This is a genomic window from Pseudomonas frederiksbergensis (genome assembly GCF_003732275.1).
Lineage (GTDB): Bacteria > Pseudomonadota > Gammaproteobacteria > Pseudomonadales > Pseudomonadaceae > Aquipseudomonas > Aquipseudomonas frederiksbergensis_H.
Genome location: NZ_MOBM01000021.1, coordinates 146,885 through 167,279, shown reverse-complemented (window position 1 = coordinate 167,279; position 20,395 = coordinate 146,885). Strand labels below are relative to the sequence as shown.

The 20,395-nt window shown below is 60.0% G+C and carries 19 protein-coding genes; 13 read left to right on the top strand and 6 right to left on the bottom strand.

Going from position 1 to position 20,395, the window contains the following annotated elements; all coding sequences use genetic code 11:
• Positions 1-46 precede the first annotated feature (46 nt).
• Positions 47-466 (top strand): periplasmic Zn2+ metallochaperone PmcY, encoded by a 420-nt coding sequence (gene pmcY, locus BK662_RS17710; protein WP_123359114.1) that lies wholly within the window; start codon positions 47-49, stop codon positions 464-466.
• A 41-nt stretch (positions 467-507) separates the two neighbouring features.
• The gene (locus BK662_RS17705) at positions 508-1,404 is read left to right on the top strand and encodes a cation diffusion facilitator family transporter (protein WP_123359113.1); all 897 of its coding nucleotides are present in this window, start codon (positions 508-510) and stop codon (positions 1,402-1,404) included.
• Here the strand turns inward: BK662_RS17705 and BK662_RS17700 are convergent.
• Positions 1,398-2,486 carry a DUF6515 family protein gene (locus BK662_RS17700; RefSeq protein WP_123359112.1) on the bottom strand — a complete coding sequence of 363 codons (1,089 nt, stop codon included), beginning with the start codon at positions 2,484-2,486 and terminating at the stop codon, positions 1,398-1,400. The two genes, BK662_RS17705 and BK662_RS17700, sit on opposite strands and share 7 nt — an antisense overlap.
• A gap of 436 nt (positions 2,487-2,922) precedes the next feature.
• Here BK662_RS17700 and BK662_RS17695 point away from each other — a divergent pair, with 436 nt between their 5' ends.
• Positions 2,923-3,402 (top strand): Lrp/AsnC family transcriptional regulator, encoded by a 480-nt coding sequence (locus tag BK662_RS17695; protein ID WP_030129517.1) that lies wholly within the window; start codon positions 2,923-2,925, stop codon positions 3,400-3,402.
• Positions 3,403-3,635: 233 nt separating this feature from the next.
• Positions 3,636-3,845 carry a DUF2788 domain-containing protein gene (locus BK662_RS17685; protein ID WP_007894445.1) on the top strand — a complete coding sequence of 70 codons (210 nt, stop codon included), beginning with the start codon at positions 3,636-3,638 and terminating at the stop codon, positions 3,843-3,845.
• Here BK662_RS17685 and BK662_RS17680 read toward each other — a convergent pair.
• From BK662_RS17680 to BK662_RS17665, 4 genes are all read right to left on the bottom strand, one after another.
• Positions 3,840-4,481 (bottom strand): pseudouridine synthase, encoded by a 642-nt coding sequence (locus BK662_RS17680; protein ID WP_123359111.1) that lies wholly within the window; start codon positions 4,479-4,481, stop codon positions 3,840-3,842. The genes BK662_RS17685 and BK662_RS17680 overlap by 6 nt on opposite strands.
• A 72-nt stretch (positions 4,482-4,553) precedes the next feature.
• Positions 4,554-6,053 carry an AMP nucleosidase gene (gene amn, locus BK662_RS17675; protein ID WP_185047148.1) on the bottom strand — a complete coding sequence of 500 codons (1,500 nt, stop codon included), beginning with the start codon at positions 6,051-6,053 and terminating at the stop codon, positions 4,554-4,556.
• A 178-nt stretch (positions 6,054-6,231) separates the two neighbouring features.
• Positions 6,232-7,881, bottom strand: a complete 1,650-nt coding sequence (locus BK662_RS17670; RefSeq protein ID WP_123359110.1) for an acyl-CoA dehydrogenase family protein — start codon at positions 7,879-7,881, stop codon at positions 6,232-6,234.
• Positions 7,882-7,956: 75 nt separating this feature from the next.
• A complete protein-coding gene (locus BK662_RS17665; RefSeq protein WP_123359109.1) occupies positions 7,957-10,335 on the bottom strand; it encodes a hybrid sensor histidine kinase/response regulator in 2,379 nt (792 codons plus the stop codon).
• Between the two features lie 358 nt (positions 10,336-10,693).
• On the opposite strand from BK662_RS17665, the gene BK662_RS17660 reads away from it, so the two are divergent.
• The 4 genes from BK662_RS17660 (at position 10,694) to BK662_RS17645 (ending at position 14,215) form a co-directional block, all read left to right on the top strand.
• Positions 10,694-11,491, top strand: coding sequence for a hydroxymethylpyrimidine/phosphomethylpyrimidine kinase (locus BK662_RS17660; protein WP_030129523.1), 798 nt, complete (start codon positions 10,694-10,696; stop codon positions 11,489-11,491).
• An 18-nt stretch (positions 11,492-11,509) separates the two neighbouring features.
• Positions 11,510-12,133: a thiamine phosphate synthase gene (gene thiE / locus BK662_RS17655; protein ID WP_123359108.1), complete on the top strand. Its 624-nt coding sequence runs from the start codon at positions 11,510-11,512 to the stop codon at positions 12,131-12,133.
• Between the two features lie 18 nt (positions 12,134-12,151).
• Positions 12,152-13,435 (top strand): glutamate-1-semialdehyde 2,1-aminomutase, encoded by a 1,284-nt coding sequence (gene hemL / locus BK662_RS17650; RefSeq protein WP_123359107.1) that lies wholly within the window; start codon positions 12,152-12,154, stop codon positions 13,433-13,435.
• A gap of 225 nt (positions 13,436-13,660) precedes the next feature.
• Positions 13,661-14,215: a tetratricopeptide repeat protein gene (locus BK662_RS17645; RefSeq protein WP_008070087.1), complete on the top strand. Its 555-nt coding sequence runs from the start codon at positions 13,661-13,663 to the stop codon at positions 14,213-14,215.
• Positions 14,216-14,401: 186 nt separating this feature from the next.
• Here the strand turns inward: BK662_RS17645 and BK662_RS17635 are convergent, their stop codons facing one another.
• Complete coding sequence (locus BK662_RS17635; RefSeq protein WP_007894425.1) at positions 14,402-14,731, bottom strand: DUF1820 family protein; 330 nt, start codon at positions 14,729-14,731, stop codon at positions 14,402-14,404.
• Positions 14,732-14,865: 134 nt separating this feature from the next.
• On the opposite strand from BK662_RS17635, the gene miaB reads away from it, so the two are divergent.
• The 5 genes from miaB (at position 14,866) to lnt (ending at position 20,289) form a co-directional block, all read left to right on the top strand.
• Positions 14,866-16,194: a tRNA (N6-isopentenyl adenosine(37)-C2)-methylthiotransferase MiaB gene (miaB, locus tag BK662_RS17630; RefSeq protein ID WP_038983596.1), complete on the top strand. Its 1,329-nt coding sequence runs from the start codon at positions 14,866-14,868 to the stop codon at positions 16,192-16,194.
• A gap of 214 nt (positions 16,195-16,408) precedes the next feature.
• Positions 16,409-17,425 (top strand): PhoH family protein, encoded by a 1,017-nt coding sequence (locus BK662_RS17625; protein WP_123359105.1) that lies wholly within the window; start codon positions 16,409-16,411, stop codon positions 17,423-17,425.
• Positions 17,418-17,912, top strand: coding sequence for an rRNA maturation RNase YbeY (gene ybeY / locus BK662_RS17620; protein WP_123359104.1), 495 nt, complete (start codon positions 17,418-17,420; stop codon positions 17,910-17,912). Before BK662_RS17625 ends, ybeY begins: the two co-directional genes overlap by 8 nt.
• Positions 17,913-17,917: 5 nt before the next feature.
• On the top strand, positions 17,918-18,757 hold the full coding sequence (locus tag BK662_RS17615) for a CorC family transporter (RefSeq protein ID WP_007894419.1): 840 nt from the start codon (positions 17,918-17,920) through the stop codon (positions 18,755-18,757).
• Between the two features lie 8 nt (positions 18,758-18,765).
• Positions 18,766-20,289, top strand: coding sequence for an apolipoprotein N-acyltransferase (gene lnt / locus BK662_RS17610; protein WP_123359103.1), 1,524 nt, complete (start codon positions 18,766-18,768; stop codon positions 20,287-20,289).
• The last annotated feature ends 106 nt before the right edge of the window (positions 20,290-20,395 follow it).

Below are 20,395 nucleotides of genomic sequence, written 5' to 3'. Positions count from 1 at the left end.
TTCATACAGGCGCCCCTTCGTTTTGTAATAACCCAGGAGATTTCAAATGCGTGCTCCCTTTCGCTTGATCGGCAGTGTATTGGTCGCGACCTTGCTGACCCAGGTAACGGCCTGCGGCTCGATTTTCTACCCGGATCGTCGCGGTCAGATCGATGGCAAGATCGACCCGGCCATCGCCGCGCTGGATGCCGTGGGTCTCCTGTTCTATATCATCCCCGGCCTGATCGCCTTTGCGGTGGACTTCGCCACGGGCGCCATTTACTTCGAGCCAGGCCGGACTGCTCAGGTGGCTCCAGAAAAACTCAAGGAAGCCATCGGCGCTGACGGCAAGGTCGATAACCACAAGTTGCAGACTATTCTCGAAACTGAATTGGGCCGCAGCTTCCCGCTGGACGATCCGCGCCTGATCCAGCACAAGGGCAGCGCCCAGCAACTGGCCATGTTCGGCCTGCAACCGGCCGCATAATTCATGCGTTCGAAGGGACACTTAAAGGAAAAGCCGCACTTATGACCACCAGTACCGAACACGCCCGCCTGCTGCGGCTGGCGACGCGCGCCTCGGTGGCGGTCGCATGCACGTTGATCGTCGCCAAAGCCATTGCCTGGTGGCTGAGCGGTTCGGTGAGCATGCTCGCCGGGCTGACCGACTCGGCACTCGATGGTGTCAGCTCGCTGCTCAATCTGCTGGCCGTGCATTACGCCTTGCGCCCGGCCGACGACGATCATCGTTACGGGCATGGCAAGGCCGAATCATTGGCGGGCATGGCTCAGGCGCTGTTTATTGGCGGCAGTGCGGTGCTGATTGCCTTGCAGGCGATCGAACGGTTGAAACATCCGGAGCCGATAGGCGCAGCGTGGCTCAGCATCGGGGTGATTGTGTTCTCCCTCGCCCTGACCGTGGCCCTGCTGATGTTGCAGCATCGGGTGATCAAGGCAACCGGTTCCAACGCCGTGAGTGCCGACTCCCTGCATTACCGCTCGGACCTGCTGCTCAACGGCAGCATTCTGGTGGCGCTGGTGCTGGCCGGGTTTGGCTGGCATCAAGTCGACCCTTGGTTCGGATTGGGGATCGCCGCCTACATCCTCTGGAGCGCCATTCATATCGCCCGGGAAAGTTTTGCAGTGCTGATGGATGAAGAGCTGCCGCCGGATGTCAGCCAGCACATGCTTGAACTGGCCTGCAACGTACCGGGAGTTTTGGGCGCCCACGACCTGCGCACACGGATCTCCGGCAATCAGTGGTTCGTGCAGTTGCATCTGGAATTGCCGGGGGAGCTGACTCTGTCAGTCGCCCACGGCATCAGCGATCAAGCCGCCGATGCGATTCACACCGCCTACCCGCGAGCCGAAGTGCTGGTGCATGCCGACCCGCAGGAAGTGGTGAACACCGCCAGGGTTCAGTAACTCACCTGATAACCGCGACTGCTCAGGCAGTTGCCCTGGGCCTGTCGGTAGGCTTGCACCACCGACGGATCCGGTTGATAGGTGACGGCGCGCGGATCAAAACCGCTCTGCTCCACAGCCCAGCGATAACACTCGTAACCGTCCCGACTGACCTCCTCTGGCGACTGGCCGTTGGCCGGATACGCCACCACGTCATAACCACTGCCCACCGGTTGCGGCTGCACCGGTGGTTCGACCACGACGTAATCCCGAGTGCTCTCCTGATAGGCGTAATACGCGCCGGCCGCCAGGAACAACAACGCGCCACCGATCCATACTTCACGCGCGTAATCGGGCAAGTAGCTGACCCGAATCCCGCGAGGCGGCTGAACCACCACGTAACGCGGGCCTTGCGGGCGATACCAGTAACCACCGGAATAGAAATAATCCTGGCCACGATACGGCACGCGGTAGTTGCGCTCCGGAAAGCGATCGATCACGTACCCCGGACGATACTGCGGGCCGGGGCCCCAGCCATTGCCGTGCCCATCCGGGCGACCGGGCCAGCGACGGTCATCATGACGTGAACCCTGACCGCCAGTCTGCCAATTCCGGTTGTCATTGTTGCGCCGCGGTTCGTCCTGATAGTAGCCACGCCGGGGTTCCTGGGTCTGGCGCACCGTATCGGGCCGGCCCTGGATCGGCAGATTGTTACTGGGTTGTTGCGGCGCTCGCTCCTGAACATTGGAGTCGTGCTGTACACGGTTCTGCCACTGGCCACCCTGATTGCTGGATTCGTGCGGCGCACGGTTCTGCCACTGGCCACCCTGAGTATTGGGATCGTGCGAGGGCCGGTTCTGACGCTCGCCGCCCTGATTCTGGTCGTGGAGCTCGAACTTGCGGCTGTTGTCGCCACGAATGATTTCGTTGTTCTGATGGCGAGGCTGATTGTTACCGTCATGACCCTGACCTTTGCCCTGATGATCCGCCCCACGCTCCCCGCTATCGGGACCGCGATATTGCGGCTCAGCGGCCAGCGATTGCGCAGTGACACTCACACACAGCAAACCAACACCGGTCAAACGCCAGATGCGCGACTTCATGCTATTCCTCACTGCGGGTTAGGGCCTGTACGTAAGACTGGGAAAGTGCAAGCCGGGTTCTGTGACAGGTTATCAGTCACGCAACTTATTTATTGAGGGCCGGAGAGAAATTGCGGGCAAGAAAAAAGGGAGACCCGTCGGCCTCCCTTTGAGAACTTCGTCCGTGCTCGACGCTTATGACGTCGGCTCACCTCACGCCGTCTTCTGGACAGTGTGTAGCTCGGGGGCCGACACATCCCCGGTGGGGGTGGCGACCGCAGCCGGCCTGATTGGGCGAGCCGCATTGGACTGTTTGTCCGAGCAGTGATTCTGGTGATAAGAATAGGCCCGGAGCGACGACAGAGGATTGCGAAGATTGCTCAAATAAACATCACTTGCGCAATTTTTAACTCGGGATAGATAATCTGCCGCAATAGTTATGACAAAGGCCAGATTGATGAGCAAACTCGACCGATACGACTTGAGCATTTTGGCGGAATTACAGCGCGACGCGCGCATCTCCAATCAGGAATTGGCCGAACGCATCGGCCTGTCGCCTTCGCCTTGCTCGCGGCGGGTCAAGCAACTGGAAGACGACGGTTACATCACCCGCCAGGTCGCCTTGCTGGACCGCAAGATGCTCGGCCTGAGCCTGACAGCCTATGTGCTGATCGGCATGGACCGCCATACTCCCGAGCGTTTCGAGAACTTCGAAGCCGCCATTCGCACCTTGCCGCAAGTGCTGGAATGCAGCCTGGTGACGGGGATGGATGCGGATTATCAGCTCAAGGTGGTGGTGCCGGACATGGACCACTATCAGAAACTGCTGCTGGGGCATCTCACCCGGATTGAAGGGGTGACGAGTGTGCGGTCGAGTTTTGTGTTGAACCAGGTGCTCAACAGCACCGAGTTGCCGCTGACTCATTTGCGCAACTGAGAATGCCTTTGTGGCGAGGGAGCTTGCTCCCGCTCGGCTGCGCAGCGGTCGTAAAATCAGAGAACGCGGCGTGTCAGGTACAACTCATTGGCTGGTTTTGGGGCTGCTGCGCAACCCAACGGGAGCAAGCTCCCTCGCCACAGTGCGACACACCGACGCAGGTCAATGCCCCGCCAATCCACGATGGCGTATACTCCAGCGCCTTTTAGCCCCACCCACGCTGGAGATATTCAATGGATCCTGCAGTACTCGAAGAGTGGATGATGACTGGACTGGTCAGCATCCTGATCATTTTCATGGGTTTCATCGTCTGGGATCTGGCGAAGAAATCCAAGGCCGGGCGCTTCGGCTCGTTCATTCTCTTTTTCGTACTGGGGCTGGGCGTGGCCGCATTCGTGATCAAAAGCGTGGTGATCGGTCTGATCGAATCCGGCACTCTATAAGCGCGCCGGCACTTCCTTCCACTGGCCCTGATCGAGCCCTTCGATCGACCAGTCACCGATTCTGACCCGCACCAGACGCAACGTCGGCAAGCCGACCGCCGCGGTCATGCGCCGTACCTGACGGTTGCGGCCTTCGCGAATCACCAGTTCCAGCCAGCTGGTGGGCACGCTTTTACGAAAGCGCACTGGCGGGTTGCGCGGCCACAGTTCAGGCTCATCCAGTTGTCGCGCCTCGGCCGGCAATGTCATGCCGTCGTTCAGCTCGACGCCATCGCGCAAGCGCTGCAACTGCTCAGCGGTAGGCTCACCTTCTACTTGCACCCAATAGGTCTTGGCCAACTTGTGTTTCGGGTCGGCAATTCGCGCCTGAAGCTGGCCGTCATTGGTCAGCAGCAACAAGCCTTCGCTGTCGCGGTCCAGCCGCCCTGCCGGGTAGATCCCCGGAATTTCGATGAAATCCTTGAGCGTCGCCCGCCCTTCGCCGTCGCTGAATTGCGTCAGCACATCGAAAGGTTTGTTGAACAGAATCAGTTTCGGCTCGGCCGGCGGCGCTTTGGCGACACGACGCGGGGCTGATGAGGATGGCACAGGCTTCACGCCAGGGCGGCGGGAAACAGGACGTGGAGGACGAGACATGGCGAGAAGAACATCTAACGGTCAGGGCTCACCATGCTAGTGCCCCGACCGCCAAATGACCATGACAAACCGTTAGCGGAACGGCGGCTCGTCGAAGCTGCGCAGTTTGCGCGAATGCAGCGAGTTGAGCTCGGTGCGCAACAGATCCACCGCTTCGATGCCGATCTTCAAGTGCTGGCTGACCGCGCGTTCATAGAAGGCGTTGGCCGAACCCGGCAGTTTGATTTCGCTGTGCAACGGTTTATCCGACACACAGAGCAACGTGCCGTATGGCACCCGCAAGCGGTAACCCTGCGCGGCGATGGTGCCGCTTTCCATGTCCACCGCCACGGCGCGGGACAGGTTGATCAGCGGACGTTCCTGCGCCCAGCGCAGTTCCCAGTTACGGTCGTCGTAGGTCAACACGGTGCCGGTACGCAGGCGCTTCTTCAGCTCGTCGCCCTTCTCACCGGTGATGTTCGCCGCCGCTTGCTGCAACGCCATCTGCACTTCGGCCAAGGCCGGAATCGGAATGTTCGGCGGCACGACCCGGTCGAGAATCCCGTCGCGGCGCATATAAGCGTGGGCCAGCACGTAGTCGCCAATGGTCTGCGACTGACGCAAGCCGCCACAGTGACCAATCATCAGCCAGCAATGCGGACGCAGTACGGCCAGGTGATCGGTGATGTTCTTGGCGTTGGACGGGCCGACGCCAATGTTCACCAGGGTCACGCCATGGCCGTCGCTGGCGATCAGGTGATAGGCCGGCATCTGGTAACGATGCCAGACCACGCCCGCGGCAATCGCCGACGCCTCGCCGTGGTCCATGCCCTTTTCGATGATCACGTTGCCCGGCAACACCATGCGCACAAAACGCGGATCGTTGCGCAATTGCTCCAGGCCATGAACGATGAACTGGTCGACATAGCGGTGGTAGTTGGTCAGCAGAATCCACGGCTGCACATGGCGCCAGTCGCTGCCGGTGTAATGCACCAGCCGGCGCAGGGAGAAGTCCACCCGCGCGGCGTCGAACAGGGCCAGTGGCAGCGGGTCGGTGTTTTCCCAATCGTACAAGCCATCGGCAATGCCATCGGTGGCGGCCGACAAATCCGTACTCGGGAACACTCGCGCCAGCACCGCCGCCGTGACGCCGGAACCGGCCAGTTCATCGCCCTGCTCGACCACGTACGGATACGGAATGTTCTGCTGACTGACGCCGACTTCCACGGTCACGGTGAAGTCGTGCATCAACGGGACAAGTTGTTCCAGCAAGTATTTGCGGAAGGCACGGGGATGGGTGACGGTGACGCTATAGGTTCCCGGCAGTTGAACCTTGGCATAGGCGCGAGTGGTCTGTGGGACTTCGCCCTGGCAAAGGTAGGTCAGACGCAACTCGGGATAACGAAACAGAGCACGCTGCTCAGCGTCCGGCTCGACGCGATCCTTGAGATAACGCTTGAGCGCCTGATTCAGCGCTGTGGTTGCACGCTCGTGCAAGGCAGCAAGCCGATCCACGGCTTGCTCGGCGGTTTGAACAACAATAAACGCTTCGGTCACGATCAGCTTCCTGTGTTCTGACTTGCAGACCCTCATCTTGCCTGCATCATCGCTTCACGGGAACAGTGAAGTGTTGGCTGCACACCAATGGCGAAGCGCAGAGATCCAATGTGGGAGCGAGCCTGCTCGCGATAGCGGCGTGACAGTCGACTTCAATGTCGGATGTTACTCAGCCATCGCGAGCAGGCTCGCTCCCACATTGGCTCAGTGTCGATCACAAGCCTTGCGGAGTCGACCGAGACACAATCGCTTCCACATCCAGCCCGCGAGGCAATGTTCCATACACCCGACCGGTCGAACCGAGACGACTGGCGATGAAGGCATCACTGACCACCGCATTCCCCGCCTCCAGCAACAGCTTGGCCTGAAGCCCCAAAGCAATGTCTTCGGTAAGCTGGCGGGCGCGGTATTGAATGTCGTCGGTGCCCTTGAACGCCGCCTGCAATTGGCTGATGTGCGCGGCCAGACGTTTGTCGCCATGACCGTCGCCCAACTCGCTGAACAGCACATCAAGCACACCCGGCTCTTTCGACAATGCGCGTAATACGTCGAGGCATTGCACGTTGCCGGAACCTTCCCACGTCGAATTGACCGGTGCCTCACGGTACAGCCGCGGCAGGATGCTTTCTTCGACATAACCGGCGCCGCCCATGCATTCGGCAGCCTCATTGATCATCACGGGCGCGCGTTTGCAGATCCAGTACTTGCCCACCGCTGTCACCAGTCGGGCGAATTTCGCTTCGTGCTCGTCATCCAGATGATCCAGCGCCCGGCCCATGCGCAAACTCAAGGCCAACGCCGCTTCGCTTTCCAGGGCCAGGTCGGCCAGTACGTTTTGCATCAAGGGTTGCTCGCTCAGCAACTTGCCACCGACCTTGCGATGGGCGCAATGATGGCTGGCCTGGGTCAGCGCCTGGCGCATCAGCGCGCTGGAGCCGACCATGCAATCGAAACGGGTCATGGCGACCATTTCGATGATAGTCGGAACGCCCCGGCCCTCTTCGCCGACCATCCAGGCCAGAGCGCCACGGAACTCCACCTCGCTGGAGGCATTGGACCAGTTGCCGAGTTTGTTCTTCAGCCGCTGGATGTAGAACTGATTGCGGGTGTCGTCCGGGCGATGACGTGGCAGCAGGAAACAGGTCAAGCCTTTGTCGGTCTGGGCCAGGGTCAGGAAGGCGTCGCACATCGGTGCCGAGCAGAACCACTTGTGGCCCACCAGTTCATACGCCTGACCGGGACCACTGGCGCCGACCGGATAAGCCTTGGTGGTGTTGGCCCGCACATCGGTGCCTCCCTGTTTCTCGGTCATGGCCATGCCGATGGTGACCCCGGCCTTGTGGGCCATGCCGACGTTGCGCGGGTCGTATTCGGTGGCGAGAATTTTCGGCAACCATTGTTCGGCCAGATCCGGTTGCAGGCGCATCGCCGGGACGCTGGCGAAGGTCATGGTCAGCGGGCATCCGCTGCCGGCTTCAGCCTGACTGTGCAAATACGTCATGGACGCGCGGGCAACGTGGGCGCCCGGTTTCGGGTCGGTCCAGGGCAAGCCTGTCAGGCCATGCTCCACCGCCGTGCGCATCAACTCGTGGTAGGCCGGGTGAAATTCCACCAGATCGATGCGATGACCATAACGGTCATGGCTGACGAACACCGGTTTGTTCTGATTGGCCGCAAACCCCGCCTCCATCAACGGCCCGCCGGCCAATGCGCCATAAGCGTCGATCCGCGACTCGGCCCAACCGGCATCGAAACGCCGCGACCACTCCTGCAAAGGCAGGTCGATGCGATAAAGGTTGGTGCCATCCAGCGACGGCGGCTGGTTGGTGACTTCGTGGGTTTCGGCGAACTGATGCAGGTTCATGACGGGGCTCCTTTGGTCAGCCAAGGGACTTTCAGTTAAGCACCGCCCCGAGGCTGAACAAAGTGGCATATCTGCCTAACTGTCGGCGCTTTCGCCTTGCCCTGGACAGAGCACTCGCCGATAGAGTGCCGCCTGCAAGTCCTCGAATTTCACCGGCTTGCTCAGGTAGTCGACCAAGGCGTCGCTCGGGCAATGGGCCCGCTCCGCGCTCAGGGCAATCATAAACAATGGTAATTCGGCGCAACCCGGCAAGGCGCGGATTCGGCAGCAGATCGAGGCGCCATCCAGTGGCAGCGGCTGACAGTCGAGCAGCACCGCATCAACAGTTTCACGCTGCAAGTGATCGAGCGCAGCGACGCCGCTGTCAGCGGTGCGCACGCGGAACCCAAGCTTGAGCAACATGCCACGCATCACCAATTGATTGATGCTGTTGTCGTCGACCAGCAACACCGTGCAGTCCTGAGGCAAACGCAGGTGGGAGGTTTGCCGGATAATCGAAGGCGCAGACTCCACCATCGGCAGCTCGAATTCGACGTCCAGTTGAAAGCGACTGCCGCGTCCCGGTTCCGAGCGGTGGCTCAGGCGCCCGCCGAGCAATTCGACCAGTTGCCGACAAATGGCCAGGCCAACGCCCAAACCACCGTATTCACGGGTCATCGAGCCGTCGAGCTGGAAGAAGCGTTGATACAGCGTTGCCTCGTCCAAATCGGTAAAGCCAATGCCGGTGTCGATCACCGCAAAGGACAGTGCCAGCCGATCGGGCGCCACCGGTTTGCCCGTCACCCGCAACGCCAACCCGCCGACCCGGGTGAATTTGATTGCGTTATCCAGCAGGCACTCCAGGCATTGCGTCAGCTTGACGCTGTCGCCGAGCAAACGATCCGGCAGCCCGGATGTCACCTCGACCTTGAAGTCCAGCGACTTGCTCGACGCATTGCCATCGAACTGCAGGCGCAAAGCCTCGACCACACCGCGCAAACTGAACGTGTCCGGATAGACCTTGAGCTTGCCGGCCTGCAATTCGGTCAGGGTGAGGATGCCGTTGACCATGCGCATCATGTCCCGCGCCGAACCGGCGGCCGTTTGTTGATATTGCTCCAGCTCTGGGTTCATCTCGACGGTCTGCATCAACTCCAGCGAGCCGATCACACCATTCATGGGCGTGCGCAGCTCGTGGGTCAGGGTGGCGAGGAATTCGTCCTTGAGCTTGTTACTGTGAGCCAGTTGCTGGTTCAGCACTTCAAGCTTCTGGCCGGCATCAAACAGCGTCTGAGCCTGTTGCTCGCGCATGGCGTTGATGCGATCGGCCAGGGCCAGGGACAGCAGCGCCACTTCGATCGCCGAGCCGAGCTGACTGGCATACATGGTCAGGAATACGTTGGGCAAGTAACCCAACACCATCAGGGTATTGACGATGCCACCGAGCAGGAACGCCGACCAGGCAATGATGAAATACCGCGCGACCCGCAGGCCACGCCACCAGGCGAAAATTCCGGCGGCGAAAATCACTACCGTAAAGACCAACGCCAGCAACGTCGCCAGACGCAAGGCCAGGGCGTAACTGCTCATCAATGACAAGCCGACCACCAGCGCACTGAACGCAATCAGCCCCAGCAACAATCGGTCGAGCCAGCGACTGTGGGTGGCCGTCTGCAAGAAGCTGCGGGCGAACTGGCTGCCGAACAACCCTGAACAACCGATGAAGAACGGCGTCGCGGCGTTGACCCACCACGGATTGTTCGGCCAGAAATACTCCACGGCCGCGCCATTCACCGACAGCTGATACAAGCCGAACGAGGCGATATAGACGATGTAATAGAGGTAGCTGGTGTCGCGTACGCTGAGATAGATGAACAGGTTGTAGACCAGCATCCCCAGCAACACACCGTAAATCAGCCCCAGTACATAGAGCCGCACCGGCTGCTCTTCGAGGTAAGCGGTGCTCGACCACAAGGTGACCGGCGCCTGAACCGATCCTTCGCTTTGCAGGCGCAGGTACACGGTTTTCGCCTGCCCGGGCGTGAAGTTCAGATTGAACAGGTAGTTGTTCTGGCGGATCTCGCGAGTGGCGAACGGCAATGCATCGCCAGTCTGTCGGACCAATTGATAGTCACCGCCAGCATCGGGCAAGTAGAGATCAAGGTGATCGAGGGGCGGATAGGCCAACTCCAACAACCAGGTCCGTTGTGCCGACGGGTTGGTCGGGCGGTACTGCAAGTCGATTTTCAGCCAGAACACCGAACGCGAATAACCGGCGTTGAGGGTGGCTTTATCGTGGGACTTGAACTGCCCGGCCGCCGCTTGCGCACGGACATCGGCGATGGTCGCCTGACCGCCCGCGTCTTCATAAACCTGCATCGTTCGGCCCAGGGGAAGGCTCTGGGTGAACTCGTCGAATTCGACGGCGCTCGCCAGGAGGGGCAAGCACAACAGCAACATCAGCAAATAGCGCATTTAAGCCCCAGCGTGGCCTGTCCGGTTCTGTCAGGAAGCCCCCCATTCCTTTTGAGTAGACGTAAAACCGGTATTACCTGTTATTGGTTTGGATCCACTCTAGCATAGCCGTTGATGGCCATTGAACACCATTGAAATTTTTCCTACAAAGGCTCTAGAACAAGCGTTCCAGCTCTATATATTGAGTTAGAGCTGTTGGCTTGGTCAGGTGCCTGCGCGTGCGCCAGAAAAGATCGCAGCCTTCGGCAGCTCCTACAGGTGTACACAAAACTTTGTAGGAGCTGCCGAAGGCTGCGATCTTTTGATCTTTCCAGCACTCGCATACCGAAAAACATGTTTGGTGGTAAGCTCGCGCACCATGAATATCTACAGCTCTCGCCCCGTTGTCCTCTGTCTCTCCGGCCACGACCCTAGTGGTGGCGCCGGCTTGCAGGCAGATATCGAAGCCCTGCTCGCTCAGGGTTGTCATGCGGCTCCGGCCGTCACCGCCCTGACTGTGCAAGACACCGTCAACGTCACTGACTTCCGCGTTCTCGATCGCGAGTGGGTATTGGCCCAGGCCAACGCCGTGCTCAACGACTCCGAAGTCGCCGCCGTCAAACTGGGCATGCTCGGTTCCCTGGAAATGGTCGACACCGTGGTCGAACTGCTTTCAGCGCACCCGCATTTGCCGGTGGTCTGCGACCCGGTGCTGCGCGCCGGCGGCGGCGGACGACTGGGCAAGGACGAAGTCGGCTACGCCATGCGCGAACGCCTGTTGCCGCTGTCGATCATTGCCACCCCCAACCTTCCCGAAGCCCGCATCCTTGCCGAACTGCCCGAAGGCACCGCGGACGAGTGCGCTGAAAAACTCCTGCCGTTCGTCAAACACCTGCTGATCACCGGCGGTCATGGCGACGAACACGAAATACACAATCGCCTGTACAGCCGCGACGGTCGCCGCGAAACCTTTACCTGCCAGCGCCTGCCCGGCAGCTATCACGGTTCCGGTTGCACGCTGGCCAGCGCCCTCGCCGGTCGCCTGGCCCAGGGTGAACACCTCGTCAGTGCCGTACAGAGCGCGCTTGACTACACTTGGCGCACCTTGCGTGATGCGGAGCAACTGGGCAAAGGCCAGTTCGTGCCGCGCCGCTTGCCACTGGACTTCTGTTCGTAACGCCATGAGGCTTGTCCGATGAAACTACGTGGCCTGTACGCCATTACCGACAGCCAGTTACTGGCCGGTAAATTTCTTTCGTACGTGGAGGCGGCGCTTGAAGGCGGCGTCACCCTGCTGCAATACCGCGACAAGAGCAGCGACGAGGCCCGCCGCCTGCGTGAGGCCGAAGCCCTGCGCGATCTGTGCGAACGCTACAAGACCCATCTGATCATCAACGATGACGCCGAACTGGCCGCACGCTTGAATGTCGGCGTGCATCTGGGCCAGACCGATGGCCCACTGATGCCGGTTCGCGCACTGCTCGGTCGTCAGGCAATCATCGGTTCGACCTGCCACGCGCAACTCGAACTCGCCGAACAAGCCGCCAAAGAAGGCGCCAGCTACGTCGCCTTCGGCCGCTTCTTCAACTCCAACACCAAGCCCGGCGCACCGGCCTGCAGCCTCGAACTGCTTGATCAGGCCCGCGGCAAACTGCATCTGCCGATCTGTGCGATCGGCGGCATCACTCTGGACAACGCTGCGCCACTGGTGGCCCACGGGGTCGATCTGCTGGCGGTGGTGCATGGTCTGTTTGGCGCCCAAAGCACGGCTGAAGTAACGCGTCGTGCCCGCGCCTTTAATGAATTATTCAAATCCTGATTTTCTGAGAGCCCGATCATGTCTCGTTCCGAAACCCTGTTTGCCAATGCCCAAAAACACATTCCCGGAGGCGTGAACTCGCCTGTTCGTGCGTTCAAGAGCGTTGGCGGCACGCCGCTGTTCTTCAAACACGCCGAAGGCGCCTACGTCACCGACGAAGACGACAAGCGTTATGTGGATTACGTCGGCTCCTGGGGGCCGATGATTCTCGGCCACAGCCATCCGGACGTGCTGGACGCGGTGCGCAAACAGCTGGAACACGGCCTGTCCTACGGCGCCCCGACTGCGATGGAAACCGAGATGGCCGATCTGGTCTGCTCGATCGTGCCGTCGATGGAAATGGTACGCATGGTCAGCTCCGGCACCGAAGCAACCATGAGTGCCATCCGCCTGGCCCGTGGCTTCACCGGCCGTGACAGCATCATCAAATTCGAAGGTTGCTACCACGGTCACTCCGACAGCCTGCTGGTCAAGGCCGGTTCCGGCGCCCTGACCCAAGGCGTGCCGAGCTCGGCCGGTGTACCGGCGGCGTTCGCCAAACACACCCTGACCCTGCCGTTCAACGACATCGACGCGGTAGAAACCATGCTCACCGAAGTCGGCCAGGAAGTGGCCTGCATCATCGTCGAGCCAGTGGCCGGCAACATGAACTGCGTACCGCCGGCACCGGGCTTCCTCGAAGGCCTGCGGACCCTGTGCGACAAACACGGCGTGGTGCTGATTTTCGACGAAGTGATGACCGGTTTCCGTGTCGCCCTCGGTGGTGCCCAAGCCCACTACGGCGTCACGCCAGACCTGAGCACCTTCGGCAAGATCATCGGTGGCGGCATGCCGGTTGGCTGCTTCGGCGGCAAACGCAAGATCATGGAGCAAATCGCGCCACTGGGGCCGGTCTACCAGGCTGGTACTTTGTCGGGTAACCCACTGGCGATGGCGGCTGGCCTGACCACTCTGCGCCTGATCAGTCGTCCTGGGTTCCACGCCGAGCTGAGCGACTACACCAGCCGTCTGCTCGATGGCCTGCAACAGCGCGCCGACGCCGCCGGCATTCCGTTCGTGACCACTCAGGCAGGCGGCATGTTCGGCCTGTACTTCAGCGGTGCCGACGACATCGTGACCTTCGATGATGTGATGGCCAGTGATGCCGGCCTGTTCGGGCGTTTCTTCCACCTGATGCTCGAAGGTGGCGTGTACCTGGCACCAAGTGCCTTTGAAGCCGGTTTCACCTCGATCGCCCACGGCGAAACCGAGTTGAAACTGACACTGGACGCCGCCGAGCGTGCATTCGCCGCACTAAAATAAAGCTGCAACGCTGACGTTGGCGATTGCCAGCGTCAGCTTTCACCTACATTCGCGCCCTTTTTCCTACTCATCTGCCAATAATCCCCCGCAAACCAGGCGATATATTCCCCGCGCAGCAGAAAAACGAGTAAAGACTTTGTAAGGTTGGCCCTGCTTATTTCATAATGCGCGCTTATTGGATCCCCTCGATGGGTCCACGCGCCCCTCAGAGGTAAGTCGATTCCCATGAACCGCACCGGCCGCACCCTTGCATTGGGCTGCCTGTTGCTCCTTCAGCCCCTGCTCGCGCTCGCACAAGCAGGCGGCAACTCGTTGTTGATCCCGGCGATGGGTCGCTGCACCCTCAATACTCAGCCGCAAGACCTGACGCAAGCGCTCGCCGCCTGCCAGAAAGCGTCGGATGAAGGGGATGCGCAAGCGCAATACGAGTTGGGTGAGTTCTACTACGACGGCAAAAACGCGCCGCGCGACCTCAATCAAGCCCTGAGCTACTTCGAAAAGGCCTCGCTGCAAGGCCATGCCCAGGCGCAATTCAAACTCGGCACCATGTTTTTCCACGGCGAAGGCGTACCGGCCAATAACGTTCAGGCGTATATCGTGCTGAAAATGGCCGCGGTCAACGGTGCCGAAGAGGCGTTGGATACCGCCGACGAAGTCGCCGAGAAAATGCCCCGCGAAGATCTGGAAGTCGCTACCCAGGTGCTGGGGCAAATTTTCCGTAAATACCTGATGGAATTGCAGAGCGCCGATGGGCGTACGCCGTTTTCGCCACTGCCTTGAATTGACGCTGGCCCCTGTGGCGAGGGAGCTTGCTCCCGCTCGGCTGCGCAGCAGTCGTAAAACCGAAGAATGCGGTTTGCCAGACAGACTGTGATTGCAGGGGCCTGGGTTTCAGGGCCGCTTCGCAGCCCAACGGGAGCAAGCTCCCTCGCCACAACAAGCCCCACTAGCCACTCAATCCGTGGCTTACTTCTCAGGCATCGGCATCGGAAACGGCATGACATTGCCGACCGCACCGCGGGCTTCGCTGATTTTCGGGGTGCCGAGGCGCTCGACCTCATCGATGCGCACGATCGAATGCATCGGCACAAAACTGCGCACAACGCCTTCGAACTGAGCCTTGAGCTTCTCTTCGCTCGGATCGACGACCACTTGCGTGCGCTCGCCAAAGACGAACTCTTCCACTTCCAGGAAGCCCCACAGATCACTTTGATAGATCTGCTTGGCATACATTTCGTACACCTGGCCCTGATTGAGGAAAATCACCTTGTAGATTGGAGCTTCACGTTTGGTCATGGTGGGCGGGTAACACATCGGGGATAAAAATGAGGGCGCGAACTATAGCATAGCCGCCGGACGCGCAACGGTAGGAACCTTGGAGCATGTTCCCTATAATGCGCGGTTCTTTGAATCACGTGATGACTCTGTCCATGGCCAAGAAGCTTTACATCGAAACCCACGGTTGCCAGATGAACGAGTACGACAGCTCGCGCATGGTCGATCTGCTGGGTGAACATCAGGCCCTGGAAGTCACCGCTCGCGCTGAAGACGCCGACGTGATCCTGCTCAATACCTGCTCGATCCGCGAACGCGCCCAAGACCGGGTGTACTCCCAGCTGGGCCGCTGGCGCGAACTGAAACTGGCCAACCCGGACATGGTCATCGCCGTCGGCGGTTGCGTGGCCAGTCAGGAAGGCGCGGCCATCCGTGATCGCGCTCCATACGTGGACGTGGTATTCGGCCCGCAGACCCTGCACCGCCTGCCGGAAATGATCGACGCCGCGCGCCTGACCAAACTGCCGCAAGTCGACGTCTCGTTCCCGGAAATTGAAAAATTCGACCACTTGCCCGAGCCACGCATCGACGGGCCGAGCGCTTACGTGTCGGTCATGGAAGGCTGCAGCAAGTACTGCACTTTCTGCGTAGTGCCTTATACGCGCGGTGAAGAAGTCAGCCGACCGTTCGACGACGTGATTGCCGAGATCATTCACTTGGCCGAAAACGGCGTGCGCGAAGTGACCTTGCTGGGGCAGAACGTCAACGGCTATCGCGGCACCACTCACGATGGTCGCCTGGCTGATCTGGCGGAACTGATCCGCGTAGTGGCGGCTGTCGATGGCATCGACCGTATTCGCTACACCACCTCGCACCCGCTGGAATTCTCCGACAGCCTGATCCAGGCCCACGCCGACGTACCGGAGCTGGTGAAACACCTGCATTTGCCGGTGCAATCGGGTTCTGACCGGATCCTCGCGGCGATGAAGCGCAACCACACCGCGCTGGAGTACAAATCCAAACTGCGCAAGTTGCGGGCCGCCGTGCCGGGAATCTGCATCAGTTCAGACTTTATCGTCGGCTTCCCGGGCGAGACCGAGAAAGACTTCGAACAGACCATGAAGCTGATCGAAGACGTCGGCTTCGACTTCTCCTACTCATTCGTCTATAGCCAGCGCCCAGGCACGCCGGCCGCCGATCTGGCCGACGAAACGCCAGAAGAGCTGAAAAAAGAACGTCTGAATGCCCTGCAACATCGCCTGAACCAGCAAGGTTTCGAGATCAGCCGACAAATGGTGGGCTCCATTCAGCGGATTCTGGTAACCGATTATTCGAAAAAAGACCCCGGCGAACTGCAAGGCCGGACCGAGAATAACCGTATCGTCAACTTCCGCTGCGACAATCCGACCCTGATCGGCCAGTTCGCCGACGTCCACATCGATGCCGCGCAACCGCACTCGCTGCGGGGCTCGCTGATCCAGTAACAGCACATCCCCCTGTGAGAGCGGGCTTGCTCGCGAAACCGGTGTGTCAGCTACATTAATGTCGACTGACACTCCCTCTTCGCGAGCAAGCCCGCTCCCACAGAGACCGCGCCAGACCATGAATCAGATTGGTCTGTTTATAGAGCTTTCGCACCCAGGCGACTGGCGCTATCCTTGATTCATCATAATTGCCCCTGGGCGGCTAAATACGACCTTGAACGCACCCATAGAACCACATCGTTTCATCCTCGAGCCTTTTGAAGCTCGCCGCTTCGCCAATCTGTGCGGGCAATTCGACGAGCATCTGCGCTTGATCGAACAGCGCCTCGCTATCGAGATCCGCAACCGCGGAAACCAGTTCGAACTGATCGGCGAGCCCAAGCACACCACCTCCGCGGAAAACCTGCTGCGCCGCCTGTACCGGGAAACCAAAGGCACCGAGCTGTCGCCAGACATGGTTCACCTGTTCCTGCAGGAATCGGCCGTCGAGGAACTGGACAACCACTCCCCCGCCGAACCGTCCGTCGCCTTGCGCACCAAGAAAGGCACGATTCGCCCTCGCGGCTTGAATCAGCTGCGCTATGTGAAGGAAATCCTCGGTAACGATATCAACTTCGGTATCGGCCCGGCCGGTACCGGCAAAACCTATCTGGCCGTTGCCTGCGCGGTAGACGCGCTGGAGCGCGAGCAGATTCGCCGCATTCTGCTGGTTCGTCCGGCGGTTGAAGCGGGCGAAAAGCTCGGCTTCCTGCCCGGTGACCTGTCCCAGAAAATCGACCCGTACCTGCGCCCGCTCTACGACGCGCTCTACGAAATGCTCGGTTTCGAATACGTCGCCAAGCTGATCGAGCGTCAAGTGATCGAAGTCGCGCCGCTGGCCTACATGCGCGGTCGTACGCTGAACAACAGCTTCATCATCCTCGACGAAAGCCAGAACACCACCGTCGAGCAGATGAAAATGTTCCTGACCCGCATCGGCTTCGGCTCCACCGCCGTCATCACTGGTGATATCACCCAGGTCGACCTGCCGAAAGGCACCAAGTCCGGGCTGCACCATGTGATCGAAGTCCTGAAAGACGTGCCGGGTATCAGCTTCACCCATTTCATGCCCAAGGACGTGGTGCGCCACCCGCTGGTGCAGCGCATTGTCGAGGCCTATGAGCGCTTCGAAAATCGCGCGGCCGACGAACCGGCGAAGTTCTCTTCCAAGGACACTCGCCCCGATGCTTGAGCTTGATCTGCAACTGGCTACCGAAGCGTCTGCCCCAAGCGAAGCCGAATTCCGTCAATGGTGCGAACTGGCCCTGCGCCAGCGTACTGCCGACTCCGAAATGACCATCCGTCTGGTCGACGAAGAGGAAGCCCGCGAACTGAACTTCACCTGGCGGCAGAAAGACTACGCCACCAACGTTTTATCGTTCCCGGCCGATGTCCCCGATGAGTTTCTCGACATTCCCTTGCTCGGCGATCTGGTGATCTGCATAGCGGTGGTCGAGCGCGAAGCGGCGGAACAAGGCAAAGAATTAAAGGCCCACTGGGCGCATCTGGTCATTCACGGCTGCTTGCATCTGCTTGGTTACGACCATATAGATGACGATGAAGCCGAAGAAATGGAAGCACTGGAACGAACGTTGCTTGCAGAATTGGGTCATCCGGACCCTTATGCGGACGACGAAACAGACACATCCCCAATCGTAACAACAAAGGATTCAGAGTAATCGCTATGAGCGAAGATCGATCGAGCAACGGGCAGAAGTCATGGCTGGGTAAGCTCACCCAGGCTTTTGCCCACGAGCCGAAGAACCGTCAGGAGCTGCTGGAGCTGCTGCGCGATGCACACCAAAACAAATTGCTGGACAGCGAAGCGCTGGCCATCGTCGAAGGCGCCATCCAGGTTGCAGACCTGCAAGTACGGGATATCATGGTCCCGCGCTCGCAGATGATCAGCATCAAGGCGACCCAGACACCCCGCGAGTTTCTGCCGGCCGTGGTCGACTCGGCCCACTCCCGCTACCCGGTGATCGGCGAAAGCCACGATGACGTGATGGGCGTGTTGCTGGCCAAGGACTTGCTGCCGTTGATCCTCAAGGAAAACGGCGACAGCTTCAACATCAAGGACCTGCTGCGCCCGGCCACATTCGTACCCGAGTCCAAGCGCCTGAATGTGCTGCTGCGCGAGTTTCGCGCCAACCATAACCACATGGCCATCGTCATTGACGAATATGGCGGTGTGGCCGGCCTGGTGACCATCGAAGACGTGCTGGAACAGATCGTCGGCGACATCGAAGACGAGCACGACGTCGAAGAAGACAGCTACATCAAGCCGCTGCCCAGCGGTGACTTCCTGATCAAGGCCCTGACGCCGATCGATAACTTCAACGAGTTCTTCGACAGCGAATTCTCCGACGACGAATTCGACACCGTCGGCGGCTTGGTGATGAGCGCGTTCGGGCACTTGCCAAAACGCAACGAAATCACTGAAATCGGCGCCTATCGCTTCCGCATCCTGAACGCCGACAGCCGTCGAATTCACTTGCTGCGCCTGACACCTATTGCCCGTTAAGGATTGACATGCTCCGTGTAACCCGCCCCGGCTGGCCCGGTAACCTGCTGGCCGTGGCGGCCGGTGCGCTCACTACCCTGGCCCTGGCGCCGTTCGATATCTGGCCGCTGGCATTGCTGGCGGTCGGTTTCTTTTATGCCGGTTTGCGTGAACTGCCCCCCCGTCAGGCCTTGGGCCGTGGCTGGTGTTTCGGTTTCGGCCTGTTTGCCGCGGGCACTAGCTGGATCTACTACAGCATCCACAACTTTGGTGGCGCCTCGGTGCTGCTGGCCGGATTCTTGATGCTGCTGTTCACCGCGGCGATTGCCTGGTTCTTCGCCCTGCCCGCCTGGATTTGGGCGCGCTGGTTGCGCCGTAACGAAGCGCCGCTGGCCGATGCCTTGGCGTTTGCAGCGCTATGGGTGGGTCAAGAAGCCTTTCGCGGCTGGTTCCTTACCGGTTTCCCTTGGCTCTATTCCGGCTATAGCCAGCTCGATGGCCCACTGGCCGGGCTCGCGCCGGTCGGCGGAATGTGGCTGATTTCCTTCACCCTGGCCCTGACGGCTGCACTGATCTACAACGCTATGCGACTGGTGCGCACTGGCCGTAAAGGCTTCATCGCTGTCGGCGTGTTGCTGCTGGCTGGCCCATGGGTGGCCGGCATGGCGCTCAAGGAACATGCCTGGACCAGCCCGGCGGGCGCACCTCTGAGCGTCGCGGCGCTTCAGGGCAACATTGAACAAAGCATGAAGTGGGACCCGTCGCAGCTCAATGCGCAGCTGGCGCTGTACCGCGACATGAGCTTCAGCTCCAAACGCGTCGACCTGCTGATCTGGCCGGAAACGGCGGTCCCTGTGCTCAAGGAGTCCGCCGAGGGCTACCTGAACATGATGGGAAGCTTCGCCGCCGAGCGTAAATCGGCGCTGATTACCGGCGTGCCGATTCGCCAGGAAGTCCATCACGAGAAGCGCTTTTTCAACGGCATTACTGTTGTCGGGGAAGGCGATGGCACTTATCTGAAGCAAAAACTGGTGCCGTTCGGCGAATACGTTCCATTGCAGGAAATCTTGCGCGGCCTGATCGCTTTCTTTGACCTGCCGATGTCCGACTTTGCCCGCGGGCCGGCCGATCAAGCGCTGCTGCAAGCCAAGGGTTATCAGATAGCGCCGTTCATCTGCTACGAAGTGGTCTATCCGGAATTCGCCGCCGGCCTCGCCGCCCGCAGCGATTTGCTGCTGACCATCAGCAACGATACCTGGTTCGGCACCTCGATTGGCCCGCTGCAACATTTGCAGATGGCACAGATGCGCGCACTTGAAGCCGGCCGCTGGATGATCCGCGCCACCAACAACGGCGTAACCGGCCTGATCAACCCGTTCGGTCAGATCACTGTGCAGATTCCGCAGTTCGAACAAGGCATTCTTTACGGTGAAGTGGTACCGATGCATAACCTGACGCCGTACCTGGAATGGCGTTCGTGGCCGTTGATCATCATTTGCGTGTTGTTGTTTGGTTGGGCGTTAGTGGCCAACCGTATGGCGAAAACCGTTTAAAGCTTCGCGAGCAAGCCCGCCCCCACATTTGATCTTCGTCGCACACAGAGGGTGCGTATACAGAAAATCAGTGTGGGAGCGGCGGTGCGGCGATCCGACTTGCTCG

Bases quoted from the DNA above. Each gene is read 5' to 3' on its own strand.
- hemL (WP_123359107.1), top strand. From the start codon at position 12,152: ATGTCTCGTTCCGAAACCCTGTTTGCCAATGCCCAAAAACACATTCCC.
- amn (WP_185047148.1), bottom strand. From the start codon at position 6,053: ATGAGGGTCTGCAAGTCAGAACACAGGAAGCTGATCGTGACCGAAGCG.
- BK662_RS17670 (WP_123359110.1), bottom strand. From the start codon at position 7,881: ATGAACCTGCATCAGTTCGCCGAAACCCACGAAGTCACCAACCAGCCG.
- BK662_RS17635 (WP_007894425.1), bottom strand. From the start codon at position 14,731: ATGACCAAACGTGAAGCTCCAATCTACAAGGTGATTTTCCTCAATCAG.
- BK662_RS17705 (WP_123359113.1), top strand. From the start codon at position 508: ATGACCACCAGTACCGAACACGCCCGCCTGCTGCGGCTGGCGACGCGC.
- BK662_RS17615 (WP_007894419.1), top strand. From the start codon at position 17,918: ATGAGCGAAGATCGATCGAGCAACGGGCAGAAGTCATGGCTGGGTAAG.
- miaB (WP_038983596.1), top strand. From the start codon at position 14,866: ATGGCCAAGAAGCTTTACATCGAAACCCACGGTTGCCAGATGAACGAG.
- thiE (WP_123359108.1), top strand. From the start codon at position 11,510: ATGAAACTACGTGGCCTGTACGCCATTACCGACAGCCAGTTACTGGCC.
- BK662_RS17680 (WP_123359111.1), bottom strand. From the start codon at position 4,481: ATGTCTCGTCCTCCACGTCCTGTTTCCCGCCGCCCTGGCGTGAAGCCT.
- BK662_RS17685 (WP_007894445.1), top strand. From the start codon at position 3,636: ATGGATCCTGCAGTACTCGAAGAGTGGATGATGACTGGACTGGTCAGC.
- BK662_RS17665 (WP_123359109.1), bottom strand. From the start codon at position 10,335: ATGCGCTATTTGCTGATGTTGCTGTTGTGCTTGCCCCTCCTGGCGAGC.
- BK662_RS17695 (WP_030129517.1), top strand. From the start codon at position 2,923: ATGAGCAAACTCGACCGATACGACTTGAGCATTTTGGCGGAATTACAG.
- lnt (WP_123359103.1), top strand. From the start codon at position 18,766: ATGCTCCGTGTAACCCGCCCCGGCTGGCCCGGTAACCTGCTGGCCGTG.
- ybeY (WP_123359104.1), top strand. From the start codon at position 17,418: ATGCTTGAGCTTGATCTGCAACTGGCTACCGAAGCGTCTGCCCCAAGC.
- BK662_RS17645 (WP_008070087.1), top strand. From the start codon at position 13,661: ATGAACCGCACCGGCCGCACCCTTGCATTGGGCTGCCTGTTGCTCCTT.
- BK662_RS17660 (WP_030129523.1), top strand. From the start codon at position 10,694: ATGAATATCTACAGCTCTCGCCCCGTTGTCCTCTGTCTCTCCGGCCAC.
- BK662_RS17700 (WP_123359112.1), bottom strand. From the start codon at position 2,486: ATGAAGTCGCGCATCTGGCGTTTGACCGGTGTTGGTTTGCTGTGTGTG.
- pmcY (WP_123359114.1), top strand. From the start codon at position 47: ATGCGTGCTCCCTTTCGCTTGATCGGCAGTGTATTGGTCGCGACCTTG.